Consider the following 15,432-nt stretch of genomic DNA (forward strand, 5'->3'; position numbering starts at 1 on the left):
TACGGGAATCCCCCAATTTCGCCATCTGTCGCGTCCCGATAAACAAGGGACAACAACTGGCCCCAAAGGGCCACACAGAGTTTCCCCGATGAGGGGCTGGTCCATACCCCCTCGGCCGGCCCCTCAATAATTTTCAGGGTCTGCGCTGAGGCCTATTTCACCTGAGCAGACATCTGCAGCATCTGCGCGACCAAGGACGGAATCTCGTCCGCCTTGTCATAGGCGATGTCGTGCGGAATATCTGTCACCGGCGACTTTCGATAGCCTTGCGTGAACAGGAGAAACGGGATCTCGGCACGCTCGGCTGTTTCTGCGTCCACCTCGCTGTCACCCACGAAAACACGCGACCCATGTGTCGGCAACGCTTTAAAGCTTGCAAACAGATGCTGAGGGTCGGGTTTCCTTGTAGTCAGGCTATCGCCACCCAGAACCGCATCGAAATATTGCGACAGGTCCAGTACGTCGAGGATATGCCGGGCAGGGGCCTCGGGCTTGTTGGTGCAGACGCCCAGTATGTGCCCCTGCGACTGCAAGCTGGCCAAAGCCTGAGGAATGCCGGGATAGGGCACCGTGGTTCTGCTGGCCCCTGCCGTGTAATGCGCGAGAGTCACTTTCGTCAGTTCGTCATGACGATACAAGGGCAATTCGCAGTGCCGGATCATACGCTCGACCAGTTTGGGGAGACCATTGCCGACGAATCGCCCGATCACCTCGCGCGGCAGAGGGGGCATGTCGAGATCGCTCAGCGTCTGGTTTGCAGCTGCAACGATGTCGCCCAGGCTGTCGACCAGAGTTCCGTCCAAATCAAATACAATTGCCGCGCCCATTGTAACCTCGGTGTTTTGCCTATGCGTTCAGGCCTAACCTGCCCGTCAAGAAGGCGCAACACGGCAACTTTCTGCAAGCGCAAATGCGTGGCTTGACAATCCTTACTAAAATAATCAGAATAAAGACAGAAGCCGACAGCCATCCCAGACTCGGGTCAGCCAGGTCATTGAAAAAGCGAACAGAGCAGGCCCATGCCTGAGATACCTCGGAGTTGTCAAATGAACGCGCAGACCCCTATCGCCAACCAATCCTTTGCCGTATCCATGCTGCCTTCGCACAAGGCCGAAGAACTGACCAAAGGCGGCAATCTCGCCCATATCGAACTGGGTGATCAGCTTTACACGCTGCGTATCACGCGTGCCGGCAAACTGATCCTGACAAAATGAGTAACCCGTCGTCTCGGGGCGGCGCAGCGGTTGGCCGCCTGACAGACCTTTCCCCGATCGAAGCAGGCGCGGTGATGTATTTGCGCCTCTGGAGCGAAGGTGCCAGAGGTCGCGCAGACGCTGCCAGTGATTTCGGCATTGCCTTGGGCGCCGATCAAGGGCGCGCCGCGATGTTGACCTTGGATCGTCTATGCTCGCTTTGCGCCAGCCACGGTCGCCGTCCGTTGATCCGGCATGGATTGGGATGTGCCTGTCTGGGCGCGGATGAGAACTGTTTTGCCCAGATGATTGCGGCCGCATCGGAAGGCGCGCGGGAAGACGCGATGATGATGGCCTCACTGATCGTGCGGCCGGATTTTGCGCCGGCCCTTGCCTCATTGTCAGAAGAGCTGGGGATGGCCCTGCGCCGCATGACAGCCGCCGTTCCAATGCCGACAACCGGTCATCAGACCCCCTCGGCCGTGTTGCATTGATCGGCAAATGAAACCCCGGCAGTTGCGCCGGGGTTCCTACTTAGCAGCAGCCACATCCCGCGTGATGGTGGTCGTGGTCGCAAACCGGGGCAGGCGCGTAATCGCCGACACCTTTCAGGACATCCCGCAACGCCCATAGGATCATGTCAACATCCTCGGCCTCGATGGTCAGAGGTGGGCGGATTTTCAGGATGTTGTCTTTCGGGCCTTCGCTGCCGATCAGGATGCGATGATCGCGCATCCGGTTCTTCACAAAACTGCAGATCTCGGTCCCTTCCGAGCCATCCGTGTTGATCAGTTCGACCCCCAGAAACAGGCCCATCCCACGCACGTCGCCGACGCAGCCGAACTCGGATTCGATTTGCTTCAGACCTGCCATCAGACGGTCGCCCATGATGCGGGCATTGTCCTGCAGACCTTCGTCATCGACGATGTCCAGAACCTCTTTCCCGATGCGGCAGGACAGGGTGGAACCGCCGAACGTCGAGAAGAACTCGATCCCGTTGTCAAAGCTTTGGGCGATTTCCTTTGTCGTCACCAGCACGCCCAGAGGGTGACCGTTGCCGATCGGTTTACCCATGACAACGATATCGGGCAGCGCGCCTTGGTGTTCGAAACCGAAATAGTATTCGCCCAGCCGTCCAAGCCCGGTCTGGACCTCATCCGCGATGCAGACACCGCCTGCGGCGCGGATTTTCTCATATATCGCAGGCAGATAACCTTTCGGTGGAATAATCTGCCCACCGACCGAAGGGAAGGTCTCGGCGATGAAACCGGCCACGCCCTGACCTTTCTCTTCCAGAGCAGCAATCGCCGGGTCCACGAGATCTGCGTATTTTTGCGCGCGGTCCGCATCGTCACGTTTGAACGCGCCACGGTAGTCATCCGCGACCTCGACCAGCTCGACCCAATCAGCCTGACCGATCCCGCCGGGTTTGTTGAACTTATAGGCCGACATCGCCACGGCCGCGTTCGTGTTGCCGTGATAGCCGTGATCCGGCGTCACGATCCCCTTGGCGCCGGTATGGGCGCGGGCCAGGCGCAGGGCCAATTCGTTGGCTTCGGTGCCTGAATTGACGAAGTAGCAGACCTCAAAGTGATCCGGCAGTTTCGATAGCACCTTGTTGGCAAACGCGGTCTGCGCCGGGTGTAGATAGCGGGTGTTCGAGTTCATCCGCTTCAGCTGATCCGCCGCGACGGCCTGAATGCGCGGGTGGGCGTGGCCCACATGCGGGACGTTGTTATAGGCGTCCAGATAGGGGCGGCCCCATTCGTCGAACAGGTGGTGTTTCCAACCGCGCACCAACATGACCGGGTCATTGTAGGTCAGGCTCAGGTTACCGCCGAAATGATCGTGACGCCCCTGAAGAACGGCCTGTTTGTCAGTCGGCTGATAGCAAACCTTGTCATCGGCGAGGTTCAGCAAGGCCGCTGGGTTCGGACAGACCGCGTTCCACAGCTCCAGCTCATCCGGGTCGGCGACACCGGGCCAGTCGGCCTCCATGCCATCGGTTGTCAGAGCGAGTTGGAAATGCACATGCGGGGCCCAACCACCGTTCTGCGAGGCATCCCCAAGGCGTACAAACGCAGCGCCCTGCGCCACCGGATCGCCCGGTTTCAGACGATCGCAAACCTCTGCGTCAAGATGGCCGTAGAGCGTATAGAACGGATCCCCCTCGGGCGTTTCATGATGCAGGATCACCACGCCGCCATAGTCGAGATGGCTGTCGCGGTTCTCGACCACTTCGACCCGGCCGCTCATCGGGGCGTGCAAAACCGTGCCAGCGGGCGCAAAGACGTCCACGGCCAGATGCACCGTGCGCCGGTCCGAGGCTTTCCACGGCCCCTTGCGGAAACCGGGCTCGGCGTAGATCAGGCGGGGTTCGTTGTAATAGCCCAGCCACAGGCCTTCACCGAACTCCTCACCCACCCGCGCGGCTTCTTCGAGAGGCATATGGAACGGGTTCTGCGGCCAGGTGGAGTTCTCAACGGAGAGAGAGCCCATCGGCACATCGCTCAGGTCCTGGCCAAACATCTCGGCAAAGTGGCCGCGATGGTCGGAGAGGTAGGCGTGAATGCGCTCGGCCCCATCGACCACCGGTAAGCCGCAGGCGCTGCGCAAGCGAGCGGACATCAGGCCGCCATTGACGGCCTCGTTCTCAAGGAACCGCCATGCCGGGGCCTGACTGATGGTCACATAAGGGTCGTCAGGGTTTTCCGCCGCCATCAGGGTCGAGTTCACCACGGACACCGCCAGCCGCATCCGCAACAGGGGCCAAATCAGATCGACCTCCTCTGCGCTCAGCCGATTGGCGGCGTGATAGCCTCGGACCAGAGCGGTCAGCGCGCGTTCGGGTTTCGGGTGATCCAGAACGATATAGGCCCCGGCAATGGCGACCTCGCACACACGCGGCGCGGCGCACATGTCGCCTAGGTCGATCAGGCCGGATACGGTACGCCGTTCGCTAAGCTCTCCTTCGACGAGAATGTTGTAGTCATTGGCGTCGTTGTGAATGGCTTGCGTGGGCAGGCTGTTCAGCGCATCTGAGATCGCAGTGAAACCCTGCACAATTTCGTCCAACAGCGCGCGGCGGGACGGATCGCCGACCGCGTCCAGTTGATCCGCGATCCAGTCGCCATGCATCAGGTCCCATTTGAAATCGTCCCGCTGCAGGCTGTCATGCGCAAACCCGGCCAGAGCGCGATCAGTCGCGCCAAGAACGCGTCCGAGTTTCAGGATCAAGTCTTCGGATTTCGGCTCGACCTTGGCGTAGCACTGACCCGGAAGGCGCTCCAACAGCCAAACCAAACGCGGGTGACCGTCCTGATCTTCGATCTCGGGCAGGACAGTACCATCCAGCGATGGGAATACTTTGGGGAAGGGCAGGCCCGGAGCCTCAGACGCGATATGTTTGAGCGCTTTGACTTGAAGGTCGACGAGCTCTGGTTCGCACCCCACGCGCATGACTTTCAGGACATAATCCTGACCGTTCGTCGCTTCGACCAGGAAGTTCAGGTCATACTCTCCGTCCAGCCGTGTCAGACGGGCATCCAGCCCCCAAAACTTGCGCAGAGCATCTGCCCAGAAATCACTCATGTCTTTCATTCCCATCCCTATCCGCCGCGCAACGCGGATCTCTTCATCTGGCTAAAAATATCTTCGGGGGTGAATTGGCCCACAGGGCCAAGAGGGGCAGACAGCCCCCTTAATCCATCGCCCGCAACCGCTTGATCAGCGACGAGGTATCCCACCGCCCACCACCAAGTTTTTGCACATCCTTGTAGAATTGATCCACCAGCGCGGTGACAGGCAAGGATGCGCCCGTCTCATTGGCCGTGTTTAAGCAGATGCCCAGATCCTTGCGCATCCAGTCTACCGCAAAGCCGTGGTCGAAATGGTCGTCCAGCATGGTCTCGTACCGGTTCGCCATCTGCCAGCTGCCCGCCGCACCCTGGCTGATCACCTCAACCACTGCGCGCCCGTCCAGACCGGCCTTCTCGGCGAAATGCAGCGCTTCGCTGAGGCCCTGAACTAAGCCGGCAATCGCGATCTGGTTGCACATTTTGGTCATTTGACCAGCACCGCTTTCGCCAATCCGCCGGCAGATTTTCGAATAAACCTGCATGATCGGTTCTGCCGCATCAAACACCGCCTGATCGCCGCCGCACATGATCGACAGCACGCCATTCTCGGCCCCGGCTTGACCGCCCGAGATCGGTGCGTCGACAAAAGAGATCCCTTGCCCCTTGGCCGCCTCGTAAAGCTCACGTGTCACCTTAGCGGAAACGGTGGTGTGATCCACAAAAATCGCGCCATCCGACATCCCGGCATAGGCACCATCCGCGCCGGTGCAGACCATTTGCAGGTCGTCATCATTGCCAACGCAGGACATGACGAATTCGGCCCCCTCCGCAGCACCTCTAGGGGTCGTCGCCATTCCGCCGCCATGTTCGGCCACCCAGGCCTCGGCCTTGGAGGCGGTCCGATTGTAAACGGTGACCTGATGCCCTGCAGCCTGAAGGTGCCCAGCCATGGGATAACCCATGACACCCAAACCAAGAAAAGCGACTTTTGCCATGGGATGATCCTCTCCGCTGACCGGCATTGCTTGATTGCCGGAGTGTTTGGCACTGACAAAGCAAAGCCTGCGCGAAAGGGCAACCCCGTGTTAGCCGTTCCCGCCCAGATCCTTCAGGATCGGGCAGTCCGGTCGGTCGTCTCCGGCGCAGGCCTCGATCAAATGGCTCAGCGTGTCGCGCATCGCCTTGAGGTCGGCGATTTTTGCGTCGATCTGCGCCAGATGATCCCGCGCAACTTGCTTAACATCCGCGCTTGCCCGGCTTTCATCTTCATAGAGCGCCAGCAGTGTGCGGCAGTCTTCGATGGTAAACCCCAAGGCGCGGGCGCGGCCTAGAAAAGTCAGCTTGTGGATGTCCTGCTCGCGAAACCGACGATAACCGTTGTCATCGCGCAGAGGTTTGATCAGCGCGATATCCTCGTAGTAGCGGATCGTTTTCGCGGGCAGTCCGGTTCGGGTTGAGACATCGCCAATATTCATGCGTGGGCCTCCTTCGCGGTTTTCTGCGCGCCTTCGGCGACGTTGGGGCGGACCCATCTCAGACGCAGCGCATTGGTGACGACAAAGACGCTGGAGAGGGCCATCGCGCCCGCCGCAAGCACCGGGGACAGCAATGGCCCGCCAAAGGGGTACAGCACTCCGGCAGCCACCGGAATCAGCAATGTGTTATAGCCAAACGCCCATCCGAGGTTCTGGCGGATATTGCGCATCGTCCGATGGCTGATGTCGATTGCGTTCACGACGCCGCGCAAATCGCCGGACATCAGAACCACATCGGCGGCCTCGATCGCGACATCCGTTCCGGTGCCGATGGCGACGCCGACATCAGCTGCCGCAAGTGCCGGTGCGTCGTTTATCCCATCGCCCACAAAGGCGAGCGCGCCGAATTCGCGGCCCAAGCCCTCTAGCGTTTTCTGTTTGTCACCGGGCAGCAGGTCGGCGGCCACGTGATCAAGGCCTAACCTGTCTGCCATCGCTTGCGCCGTCTGCGCGTTGTCTCCGGTTACTATGGCAAGCGTCAGGCCCATATCGTGCAGCTTGGCCAGCGCCTCGGCCGTGCCCGGTTTCACAGGGTCCGAGACAGCCAGACTGGCCGCCGCCACCCCATCAATGGCCAGGAACAGAGGGGTCGCCCCCTGCGCGGCCCGTGCTTCGGCGTCTGGTTTAAGGTCCGAGATATCCACGCCCTTCTGAAGCATCAATTTGTATGAGCCAATCAGCAGGTCATGCCCCTCTGCGCCGCCCTGAAGGCCAAGGCCGGTGAGGGACTGAACCTGAGAGACCTCGGGCAGATCAGTGGGTCCGGCGCGGGTGATCGCAGTGGCGATAGGGTGTTCCGAGCGCGCCTCGATCGCGGCGGCGAGCCGCAGGACCTGATCCCGCTCAAAGCCGTTGGTGGTGGTCACGTGGTCAAGTTCGGGGCGTCCAAGCGTCAGTGTGCCGGTCTTGTCGAAGGCAATCACCTTGGTCTGCTGCAAGTGTTGCAGCGCATCGCCTTTGCGGAACAAAACACCCAGTTCCGCCGCGCGGCCTGTTCCCACCATGATCGAGGTCGGCGTGGCCAGACCCATGGCGCAGGGGCAGGCGATGATCAGGACCGAAACGCCAGCCACCAAAGCCAGCGGCAGCGACGGAGAAGGCCCGAAGATCAGCCAAGCAGTGATGGTCAAAGCCGCAACCAGCATCACTGCTGGAACAAAGCGATAGGTCAGCCGGTCGACCAGGCTTTGGATGGGCAGCTTGGCCCCCTGTGCCTGCTCCACCATCGCGATGACCTGCGCCAGAACCGTATCCGCCCCAACGCGAGTCGCCTGCACACGCAGCGCACCAGTTCCGTTGACGGTACCGCCCACTACCGGATCGCCAGCGGATTTGCCAACCGGCACCGGCTCTCCCGTAATCATGCTTTCGTCTACGTAAGAGGTTCCGTCGAGGATATCTCCATCCACCGGAACACGTTCTCCGGGACGGATTTGCAGCACGTCACCCACCGCTATTTCGGCAATGGGGCGATCCTCGGTTGCACCGTTTCGTTCAACGCGCGCGGTCTTAGGCTGAAGCCCGATCAGCGCGCGGATTGCCGCGCCGGTTTTGCCCTTGGCGCGCGCCTCCATCAAGCGGCCCAGAAGGATCAGCACAACGATCACCGCAGCGGCCTCAAAATACACATTCGCTGTGCCATGCGGCAGCAGGCCGGGCGCGAAAGTCGAGATGATGGAGAACAGATAGGCCGCCCCCGTTCCCAAAGCGACCAGAGCGTTCATGTCCGGCATCCCGCGCAACAGAGACGGAATGCCTTTGGCGAAAAAGACTCGTCCCGGGCCAATCAACAGGGCCGTGGTCAGGGCACACTGGATCAGATAGCTGGTCTGCTGTCCGAGGGTTGCGTGGACCCAATGGTGGAAGGCGGGAACCATATGTCCGCCCATCTCCAGAACAAATACGGGCAGGGCCAAAATAGCGGCCAGCACTGTCGCACGTTTCAAGTTGCGCGCCTCATCCGGCGTATCATCGGATCGGGTTTCCGACCCCAGCGACGTCTTGAGCTGCGCGGGAAACCCAAGCTGAGTTGTTATCTGGGCCAGCGTCTGCGGCGTGGTCGCGCCCTCGACATAGGTGACCGACGCGCTTTGGTTGGCAAGGTTCACATTGGCCTCAAGAACGCCGGGGCTGGCTTGCAGAGTACGTTCGATCTTGGCCACGCAGGACGCGCAATTCATCCCTGTGATCTGCAAAGCGGTCTGATGTGTTGCCGCCGGATAGTCAGCGGCCTTCAATGCATCACTGAGGGCGGAGACCGGGCCGTCAAACGTGACCTGAGCCGTCTTGGTCGCAAAATTGACCGAGGCGTCCTGCACGCCAGGCACAGCCTGCAAGGCAGCCTCGGCGCGTCCAACGCATGAGGCACAGCTCATGCCCGTAATTTTCAATTGAGTGCTTTGGGTCATGCGACTCATCCCGACAGATATCTTGCTATCCACATGGGGGTTCCAGTGACAGGAAGGTCAAGAGGTGTTGCGTGATTTTTAGCGGCCCTCGCGCTGAAATAGGCTTTCAAGCAAGGATTGGGCATTGGGGCTCTCGGGGGCCGACCGCACCGCATTCGGTGAGGCAAAAAAGCCAAACAGTACTACAAGCAACAAAAAGGCAGATCCGATGATCAAGGCCGAGGCGATCTGCAAAGCTGAGCGTATCATACTACCGCCTTTTCACGTGGCCACCGTCGCAGTCAATAAAGCGAGCACCAAAGTGATTGGGACATATTGCGTGGCAACAAAGCTGGAGTGGCGTTTCATCGTTAGATCCCTGGGTGTACAGATCGGTAACTCTTTAAAAAATGTTCTCACTGGCTATGATTTGCAAGAGCTCACGTTGCAAAAAAGTGAAGTCGTTGTGATGCTTTGGGTTTGCGATGTGCAGTGACGGGAAGAAACTGCAATGGAAGTGGGATAAAAATGTACAGGCCGGTACACTCAGGTGCTTTCTGATGCGTCCAAACAAACGCGATGAACTGGTGCGAAAGGCGATGGAGGTCTTCTACCGAGACGGGTTCCACGCGACCGGCATGGATAAACTGGTGGTGGAAACCGGTGTGTCCAAGACCTCAATGTACAAACACTTCCGCACCAAAGAAGATCTGATCCTGGCCGTCCTGCGCCTGCGGGATGAGAGTTTCCGAAATCGGATCCTGCGACGGGTTGCGCAGCTTGCGGATACGCCAGCCGGGCAATTGATGGCCACTTTTGATGCGTTGAAAGAATGGTTCGAAGAGGACGATTTTCGCGGATGTATGTTCCTGAAAGCCGCGGCCGAGTATCAGGACGCCAGCCATCCAATCCATGTGCAGGCGGCAGAACATAAACGGGTTATGTTGGAACACCTGACCTCATTGGCGCGCCAATCCGGCGCACATGCGCCAGAGCTTCTGGCCCGTCAGATCGTCTTGCTGCAGGAGGGCGCGATCGTCTCAGCCGTTTTGTTGAAGAACGGTAATCCGGCTGAAGACGCCAAGGCTGCGGCGCAAATGCTGCTGGATGCTGCGCTGACCCGAAAGAACGCTGCGTTGCATTGACTGAACGCGGCGTTACGTGGATTGGCCTATCTTCGGTGCCGCGATAGCCTTTCAGGTAACACCTGATCGGAGAATACCACATGTCGCTTTTTACCTCGACCGCAGCCTGGGTCACTGACGAACACCGGATGTTTGCCGAAATGGCGGGGCGGTTTTTGGATGATGAACTGGTCCCTAATGCCGAAAACTGGGCCGCGAACGGCATCGTAGACCGTTCATTCTGGCACAAAGCCGGGGAAACCGGGCTGATGGCGGGTGCGATCCCGGAAGAATATGGCGGCGTGGGCGGTGATATGGGGTTTGACTCGGTCACTCTCTACGAACAGACGGCGCGCGGGGATGCCGGATGGGGATATGGGATCCAGTCGATCGTGACGCACTATATCACCGCCTATGGCAGTGAAGACCAAAAGCAGCGCTGGTTGCCCAAGCTGGCCTCGGGCGAAATGGTTGGGGCTTTGGCCATGACCGAACCGGGCACGGGCTCGGATGTGCAGGCGGTGCGGACCTCGGCTGAGAAGGACGGCAATTCCTACCGCCTGAACGGGTCGAAGATCTTCATCACCAACGGTCAGAGCGCCGATCTGATCATCGTTGCCGCCAAGACGGACAAGACCTTGGGCGCCAAGGGTGTGTCTTTGATTGTGGTTGAGACGGACGGGGCCGATGGTTTCCGGCGCGGGCGCAACCTCAAAAAGCTGGGCATGAAGGGCAATGACACCGCCGAGCTGTTCTTTGAAGATGTCAAAGTGCCGATGACCAATCTGCTCGGCCCGGAAGAAGGGCAGGGATTCTACCAGTTGATGAAACAGCTTCCTTGGGAGCGTTTGACCATCGGCATCATGGCACTGGGCGCGATTGATTTCGCCATCTCTGAGACAGTGAAATACGTGCAGGAGCGCAAGGCCTTTGGTCAGCGCGTCATGGATTTCCAGAACACGCGGTTCAAACTGGCCGAGTGCAAAACCAAGGCGGAAGTGCTGCGCAGTTTCGTGAATGATTGCATTGGCAAACTGGAGGCCGGTGAGTTGGATGCCGCCACCGCGTCCATGGTCAAATACTGGGGGTCTGAGGTCCAGAACGAGATCATGCACGAGTGCCTGCAGCTTTTTGGCGGCTATGGCTTCATGATGGAATACCCGATCGCCCGCCTTTATGCCGATGCCCGTGTGCAGATGATCTATGGCGGTACGAATGAGGTCATGAAGGAACTCATCGCGCGTTCGATTGACGTCTGAGGCCCTCCCGCCCGTCGTCGAAGTTCCTTTTGGAACATCTCCTCCCGTTGGGCCGGGCAGATTTTCGGGTGGCGGTCTGTTCAGAACTCTATGTGATCTCCGGGTCCAGCTGCCGTTCGAGCCATGCTCGAAATGACTTCAACGGTTCAGACTCAATCCTGTTCTTAGGCCATACCAGATAGTACGCGCCCAAGCTGACCTCCGGCCCATCCCACGCCAAGGCAAGGCGGCCGGTTTTGAGGTGCTCTTCGACGAGATAGCTTGGGAACAAACCAACGCCTAACCCATGGATCGTGGCCTGTATCATCGTTGAAAACTGGTCGAACAGCATCCCACGCGACCCGCTGACAGGATGGTCCTGCGCGGCAAACCAGCGCTCCCACCCGTCGGGGCGCGTTTCCATGTGCAAGAGGGGTGCCTGCTCCAGCCAGTCGATTTGATCGCTCTGGTCGGGCAGAAGGTCAGGGGCGCAGACGGGCACGACATACTCTGTCATGATCTTCAGGTAATTCACGCCGCTCCAATTCTGGCGACCAAAGTGAAAACCCGCGTCGAAGGCCTCGGTCTCGAAATCGAAGGGTCGCAGCCTTGTGTTCAGGTTGACTGTGACTTCTGGGTGATTGCGGGCGAAGTCCTGAAGGCGCGGGGCCAGCCAGTGCATCCCGAAAGCTGGCAGGATGGACAGGTTGAGGGACCCTCCGGTTGGGTTGGCCTTCAGTTTCAACGACGCCTGCGCCAGTTGATGCAGCGCTGTGCGGGCCGTTTGGACATATTCTTGCGCGGCAGGTGTCAGGTGCAGCCGCATCTGGGTGCGTTGGATCAGTTCGATGCCCAACTGCTCCTCCATCGTTTTCAACTGGCGGCTGATGGCGCTTTGGGTCAGCGATAGCTCCTCGGCCGCAGCGGATGCGCTGCCCAGCCTGTCCACAGCCTCGAGCGCGAGCAGGGATGAAATCGACGGAAGAAAGCGGCGCGGCGCGATCATATTACATTTCCTCATACCTTTGGGTTTGATTATCACTGGCTTTTTCCCGACACCAGCCGGATATACTGGCCTTTGACGCGCGCGCCCGCGCCGTTCGAAAACAAGACCCGCGGACAGCCCCGCACCATTTGAGAAAGCCGAGCTATGGATCGCGCGCAGATCGTCCATGAGAATTTCCTATCCCGCGTGGCAAACCGGGATTTTCCCGAAGGTGCACTCCCGGTCGGCGGATTGAGCCATGCGGATGCGGTGTCACTTTACCGCTCGCAGGTCCTCAGCCGGGCGCTGGATCGCACCAGCCGGGCGATGCAGAAGGCGGGGCAGGGGTTCTATACCATCGGCTCATCCGGACATGAGGGTATGGCCGCCATAGCCCACGCCCTGCGCCCGACGGATATCGCCTTTTTGCACTACCGCGATGCGGCGTTCCAGATTGCCCGGGCCGAGCAGGTCCCGGGCCAACAGATCGCCTGGGATATGCTGCTGAGCTTCGCCTGTTCGAAAGAGGACCCGACCTCGGGCGGGCGTCATAAGGTGCTTGGCTCGAAGGCTCTGATGATCCCGCCTCAGACCTCGACCATTGCCAGCCATCTGCCTAAAGCGGTTGGGGCGGCCTATGCACTAGGGGCCGCGCGTCGGCATGACCCCGAGCATCGGGTGCTGCCCGAAGATGGCATCGCCATGTGTTCGTTCGGGGACGCTTCGGCCAACCACTCGACCGCGCAAGGGGCGATCAACACGGCGGGTTGGACCAGCGTGCAATCCACGCCTCTGCCCTTGCTGTTCGTATGCGAGGACAACGGCATCGGGATCTCGGTGAAAACGCCGAAGGGCTGGATCGAGGCGTCGATGGCGCATCGCCCAGGCATTAAGTATTTTCAGGCCAATGGGCTGGACATCTATGAGACCTACGCCCTGGCTCAAGAAGCCGCGCATTATGTCCGCACGCGCCGTAAGCCCGCCTTCCTGCACCTGCGGACAGTCCGCCTCTATGGCCATGCGGGGGCGGATGTGCCGACCACATATCTCAGCAAGTCCGAGGTTGAGGCGGATGAGGCAAATGATCCGCTTCTCCACTCCGTTCGCCTTTTGGATCAGGCGGGGGCGTTGGCTCCGGATGAGGCGTTGAAAATTTACAAGGACAGCTGCGCCCGTACGGATCGTGTTGCTGCCGAGGCCGCCACGCGCCCACATTTGTCAACTGCGCAGGATGTTATGGCCAGCCTGATCCCGCCAAAACGCACCTGCAAACCAACTAACGGCCCCAGCGCGGATGCGCGGGCAAAGGCGTTCGGGGGCGACATGCGCGCGATGGCTGACCCGCAGCCCATGAGCCGCCTGATCAACTGGGCGCTGACCGATCTGATGCTGGAACATGGCGAGGTTGTCTGCATGGGCGAGGATGTGGGCCGCAAGGGTGGGGTCTACGGCGTGACGCAGAAGTTGCAGCAGCGGTTCGGACAGGACCGTGTGATCGACACTCTGCTGGACGAGCAGTCGATCCTCGGCCTCGCCATCGGAATGGGTCACAACGGGTTTGTACCGATCCCCGAAATCCAGTTCCTCGCCTATCTGCACAATGCTGAGGACCAGATCCGCGGTGAAGCCGCTACCTTGCCCTTCTTCTCGAACGGGCAATTCACCAACCCGATGGTTCTGCGAATTGCCGGACTTGGGTATCAGAAAGGGTTTGGTGGGCATTTCCACAACGACAACTCTCTGGCCGTTTTGCGCGACATTCCGGGTGTGATCATTGCCTGCCCCTCGACCGGGGAAGACGCGGCACAGATGTTGCGCGAATGCGTGCGGCTGGCGCGGGAAGAGCAGCGGGTCGTTGTGTTCCTTGAACCGATTGCGCTCTATCCCATGCGGGATCTGAATGCGACGCAGGACGGGGGGTGGATGACGACCTACCCCTCGCCCGACCGGCGGATTGCGCTGGGCGAGGTTGGGGTGCATGGCGACGGCACCGATCTGGCCATCGTGACCTACGGCAACGGCCACTACCTGTCGCGTCAGGCGCTGCCTGAGTTGCAGGCGGCCGGGGTGAACGCGCGTGTCATTGACCTGCGCTGGCTGGCCCCACTACCGGCCGAGGCGCTGCTAGAGGCGACCAAGGACTGCAAACACGTCCTGATCGTGGATGAATGCCGCCGCACAGGCAGTCAGTCCGAGGGGCTGATGACCCTCTTCCTTGAAGAAAGCGCCCAGACGCCTATCGCTCGCGTTGTGGCTGAGGATTGTTTTATCGCGACCGGCCCGGCCTATGCCGCGCCGCTGCCGTCCAAGGACGGTATCATCGCCGCAGCCCTCAACCTGACCGGAGTGCAGAAATGACCCGAACAGCTGTCGTGATCTGCCCCGGTCGGGGCACCTATAACAAGCCCGAACTGGGCTATCTGCACCGCCACCATGCGGACAAGATGCCAATGTTCCAGCGCTTTGACGCCATGCGCGCCGAGGCCGGGCAAGAGGGGGTAACCGCGCTGGACGGGGCCGCGCGCTTTGCGGTCAGCACCTATTCGCGCGGCGATGTGGCCTCGCCCCTGATCTATGCGGCCGCTTTGGCGGACGCGCAGTCGCTGGCCGATGATATCGAGGTGGTGGCCGTGACCGGCAACTCGATGGGTTGGTATATCGCGCTGGCTGCCGCTGGCGCGCTGAGCGCTGAGAACGGGTTCCGCGTGGTGAACACCATGGGCACTCTGATGCAGGAACATCTGATCGGCGGGCAGTTGGTCTATCCCTTCACCGATGACAGCTGGGCCGACAGCGCGCACCAGAAACAGACGTTGTTGCAGGACGTCTCTGACATCAACGCGGTCGAGGGGCAGGATCTGGCGTTGTCGATTGATCTGGGCGGTATGCTGGTGCTGGCCGGGAATGAGGCTGGTCTGGCCGCATTTGAGGCATCTCATCCTACCGTTCAGGACCGCTTTCCCATGCGGCTGCCGAACCATGCGGCGTTCCATACCTCTCTGCAGGCCCCGATTGCCGCTGAGGGCCGGGCACGGCTGGGGGCCGACATGTTCGGCCAGCCCCACCACCCGATGATCGACGGGCGTGGCAAGATCTGGTGGCCGGGCGCCACCGATACCGAGGCGCTGTGGGGCTATACGCTGGGTCATCAGGTGACCGAGGCTTACGATTTCACCCACGCCATTCAAACCGCCGCGCGAGAGTTCGCACCGGACCTATTCATCGTGACCGGGCCGGGGGCGACACTGGGCGGTGCGTTGGCGCAGTCTCTGACCATGGCGGGGTGGAACGGCATGACCGACAAGGCCTCATTCACCGCGCGGCAAGAGGACAAACCTATTCTTGTCGCCATGGGGCGCGAGGATCAGAGGGCTCTGGCGACAGGCTAGGCT

13 protein-coding genes are annotated in these 15,432 nt (G+C 60.2%); 7 read left to right on the top strand and 6 right to left on the bottom strand.

The features are described from left to right. Positions 1-152: 152 nt before the first annotated feature. The gene (gene gph, locus ACR0AI_RS20840; RefSeq protein ID WP_480676973.1) at positions 153-827 is read right to left on the bottom strand and encodes a phosphoglycolate phosphatase; all 675 of its coding nucleotides are present in this window, start codon (positions 825-827) and stop codon (positions 153-155) included. A gap of 219 nt (positions 828-1,046) precedes the next feature. Between gph and hemP the strand changes: the two genes are divergently transcribed. Beyond that, positions 1,047-1,214, top strand: coding sequence for a hemin uptake protein HemP (gene hemP, locus ACR0AI_RS20845; protein ID WP_480676975.1), 168 nt, complete (start codon positions 1,047-1,049; stop codon positions 1,212-1,214). Then, entirely contained in the window at positions 1,211-1,687 is a 477-nt protein-coding gene (locus ACR0AI_RS20850; protein ID WP_480676977.1) for a hypothetical protein, read from the top strand. Before hemP ends, ACR0AI_RS20850 begins: the two co-directional genes overlap by 4 nt. 40 nt (positions 1,688-1,727) lie before the next feature. Here ACR0AI_RS20850 and ACR0AI_RS20855 read toward each other — a convergent pair whose 3' ends face one another. From ACR0AI_RS20855 to ACR0AI_RS20870, 4 genes are all read right to left on the bottom strand, one after another. Then, the gene (locus ACR0AI_RS20855; protein WP_480676979.1) at positions 1,728-4,793 is read right to left on the bottom strand and encodes an aminotransferase class III-fold pyridoxal phosphate-dependent enzyme; all 3,066 of its coding nucleotides are present in this window, start codon (positions 4,791-4,793) and stop codon (positions 1,728-1,730) included. Between the two features lie 100 nt (positions 4,794-4,893). Next, complete coding sequence (locus ACR0AI_RS20860; protein WP_480676981.1) at positions 4,894-5,766, bottom strand: NAD(P)-dependent oxidoreductase; 873 nt, start codon at positions 5,764-5,766, stop codon at positions 4,894-4,896. 90 nt (positions 5,767-5,856) lie between these two features. Continuing rightward, a complete protein-coding gene (cueR, locus tag ACR0AI_RS20865; RefSeq protein WP_170468556.1) occupies positions 5,857-6,246 on the bottom strand; it encodes a Cu(I)-responsive transcriptional regulator in 390 nt (129 codons plus the stop codon). Continuing rightward, positions 6,243-8,714 carry a heavy metal translocating P-type ATPase gene (locus tag ACR0AI_RS20870; protein ID WP_480676983.1) on the bottom strand — a complete coding sequence of 824 codons (2,472 nt, stop codon included), beginning with the start codon at positions 8,712-8,714 and terminating at the stop codon, positions 6,243-6,245. Before ACR0AI_RS20870 ends, cueR begins: the two co-directional genes overlap by 4 nt. A 208-nt stretch (positions 8,715-8,922) precedes the next feature. On the opposite strand from ACR0AI_RS20870, the gene ACR0AI_RS20875 reads away from it, so the two are divergent. The 3 genes from ACR0AI_RS20875 (at position 8,923) to ACR0AI_RS20885 (ending at position 11,076) form a co-directional block, all read left to right on the top strand. After that, complete coding sequence (locus ACR0AI_RS20875) at positions 8,923-9,189, top strand: hypothetical protein (protein WP_480676985.1); 267 nt, start codon at positions 8,923-8,925, stop codon at positions 9,187-9,189. Positions 9,190-9,253: 64 nt separating this feature from the next. After that, positions 9,254-9,838 (top strand): TetR/AcrR family transcriptional regulator, encoded by a 585-nt coding sequence (locus tag ACR0AI_RS20880; RefSeq protein WP_480676987.1) that lies wholly within the window; start codon positions 9,254-9,256, stop codon positions 9,836-9,838. An 80-nt stretch (positions 9,839-9,918) separates the two neighbouring features. Further along, a complete protein-coding gene (locus tag ACR0AI_RS20885) occupies positions 9,919-11,076 on the top strand; it encodes an acyl-CoA dehydrogenase family protein (RefSeq protein ID WP_480676989.1) in 1,158 nt (385 codons plus the stop codon). An 88-nt stretch (positions 11,077-11,164) separates the two neighbouring features. Here the strand turns inward: ACR0AI_RS20885 and ACR0AI_RS20890 are convergent, their stop codons facing one another. Further along, positions 11,165-12,061, bottom strand: a complete 897-nt coding sequence (locus ACR0AI_RS20890) for a LysR substrate-binding domain-containing protein (RefSeq protein WP_170643889.1) — start codon at positions 12,059-12,061, stop codon at positions 11,165-11,167. Between the two features lie 144 nt (positions 12,062-12,205). Between ACR0AI_RS20890 and ACR0AI_RS20895 the strand changes: the two genes are divergently transcribed. Next, the gene (locus ACR0AI_RS20895; RefSeq protein ID WP_480676991.1) at positions 12,206-14,398 is read left to right on the top strand and encodes a dehydrogenase E1 component subunit alpha/beta; all 2,193 of its coding nucleotides are present in this window, start codon (positions 12,206-12,208) and stop codon (positions 14,396-14,398) included. Beyond that, on the top strand, positions 14,395-15,429 hold the full coding sequence (locus tag ACR0AI_RS20900; protein WP_480676993.1) for an ACP S-malonyltransferase: 1,035 nt from the start codon (positions 14,395-14,397) through the stop codon (positions 15,427-15,429). The genes ACR0AI_RS20895 and ACR0AI_RS20900 overlap by 4 nt, the downstream gene beginning before the upstream one ends. Positions 15,430-15,432 lie beyond the last annotated feature (3 nt).

The sequence above is a fragment of the Ruegeria sp. BG3 genome (assembly GCF_056538485.1).

What these genes read in the sequence shown, in the direction of transcription:
- ACR0AI_RS20880 (WP_480676987.1), top strand. Translation starts at nt 9,254, where the DNA reads ATGCGTCCAAACAAACGCGATGAACTGGTGCGAAAGGCGATGGAGGTC.
- gph (WP_480676973.1), bottom strand. Translation starts at nt 827, where the DNA reads ATGGGCGCGGCAATTGTATTTGATTTGGACGGAACTCTGGTCGACAGC.
- ACR0AI_RS20890 (WP_170643889.1), bottom strand. Translation starts at nt 12,061, where the DNA reads ATGATCGCGCCGCGCCGCTTTCTTCCGTCGATTTCATCCCTGCTCGCG.
- hemP (WP_480676975.1), top strand. Translation starts at nt 1,047, where the DNA reads ATGAACGCGCAGACCCCTATCGCCAACCAATCCTTTGCCGTATCCATG.
- ACR0AI_RS20885 (WP_480676989.1), top strand. Translation starts at nt 9,919, where the DNA reads ATGTCGCTTTTTACCTCGACCGCAGCCTGGGTCACTGACGAACACCGG.
- ACR0AI_RS20870 (WP_480676983.1), bottom strand. Translation starts at nt 8,714, where the DNA reads ATGACCCAAAGCACTCAATTGAAAATTACGGGCATGAGCTGTGCCTCA.
- ACR0AI_RS20875 (WP_480676985.1), top strand. Translation starts at nt 8,923, where the DNA reads ATGATCAAGGCCGAGGCGATCTGCAAAGCTGAGCGTATCATACTACCG.
- ACR0AI_RS20860 (WP_480676981.1), bottom strand. Translation starts at nt 5,766, where the DNA reads ATGGCAAAAGTCGCTTTTCTTGGTTTGGGTGTCATGGGTTATCCCATG.
- ACR0AI_RS20855 (WP_480676979.1), bottom strand. Translation starts at nt 4,793, where the DNA reads ATGAAAGACATGAGTGATTTCTGGGCAGATGCTCTGCGCAAGTTTTGG.
- cueR (WP_170468556.1), bottom strand. Translation starts at nt 6,246, where the DNA reads ATGAATATTGGCGATGTCTCAACCCGAACCGGACTGCCCGCGAAAACG.
- ACR0AI_RS20900 (WP_480676993.1), top strand. Translation starts at nt 14,395, where the DNA reads ATGACCCGAACAGCTGTCGTGATCTGCCCCGGTCGGGGCACCTATAAC.
- ACR0AI_RS20895 (WP_480676991.1), top strand. Translation starts at nt 12,206, where the DNA reads ATGGATCGCGCGCAGATCGTCCATGAGAATTTCCTATCCCGCGTGGCA.
- ACR0AI_RS20850 (WP_480676977.1), top strand. Translation starts at nt 1,211, where the DNA reads ATGAGTAACCCGTCGTCTCGGGGCGGCGCAGCGGTTGGCCGCCTGACA.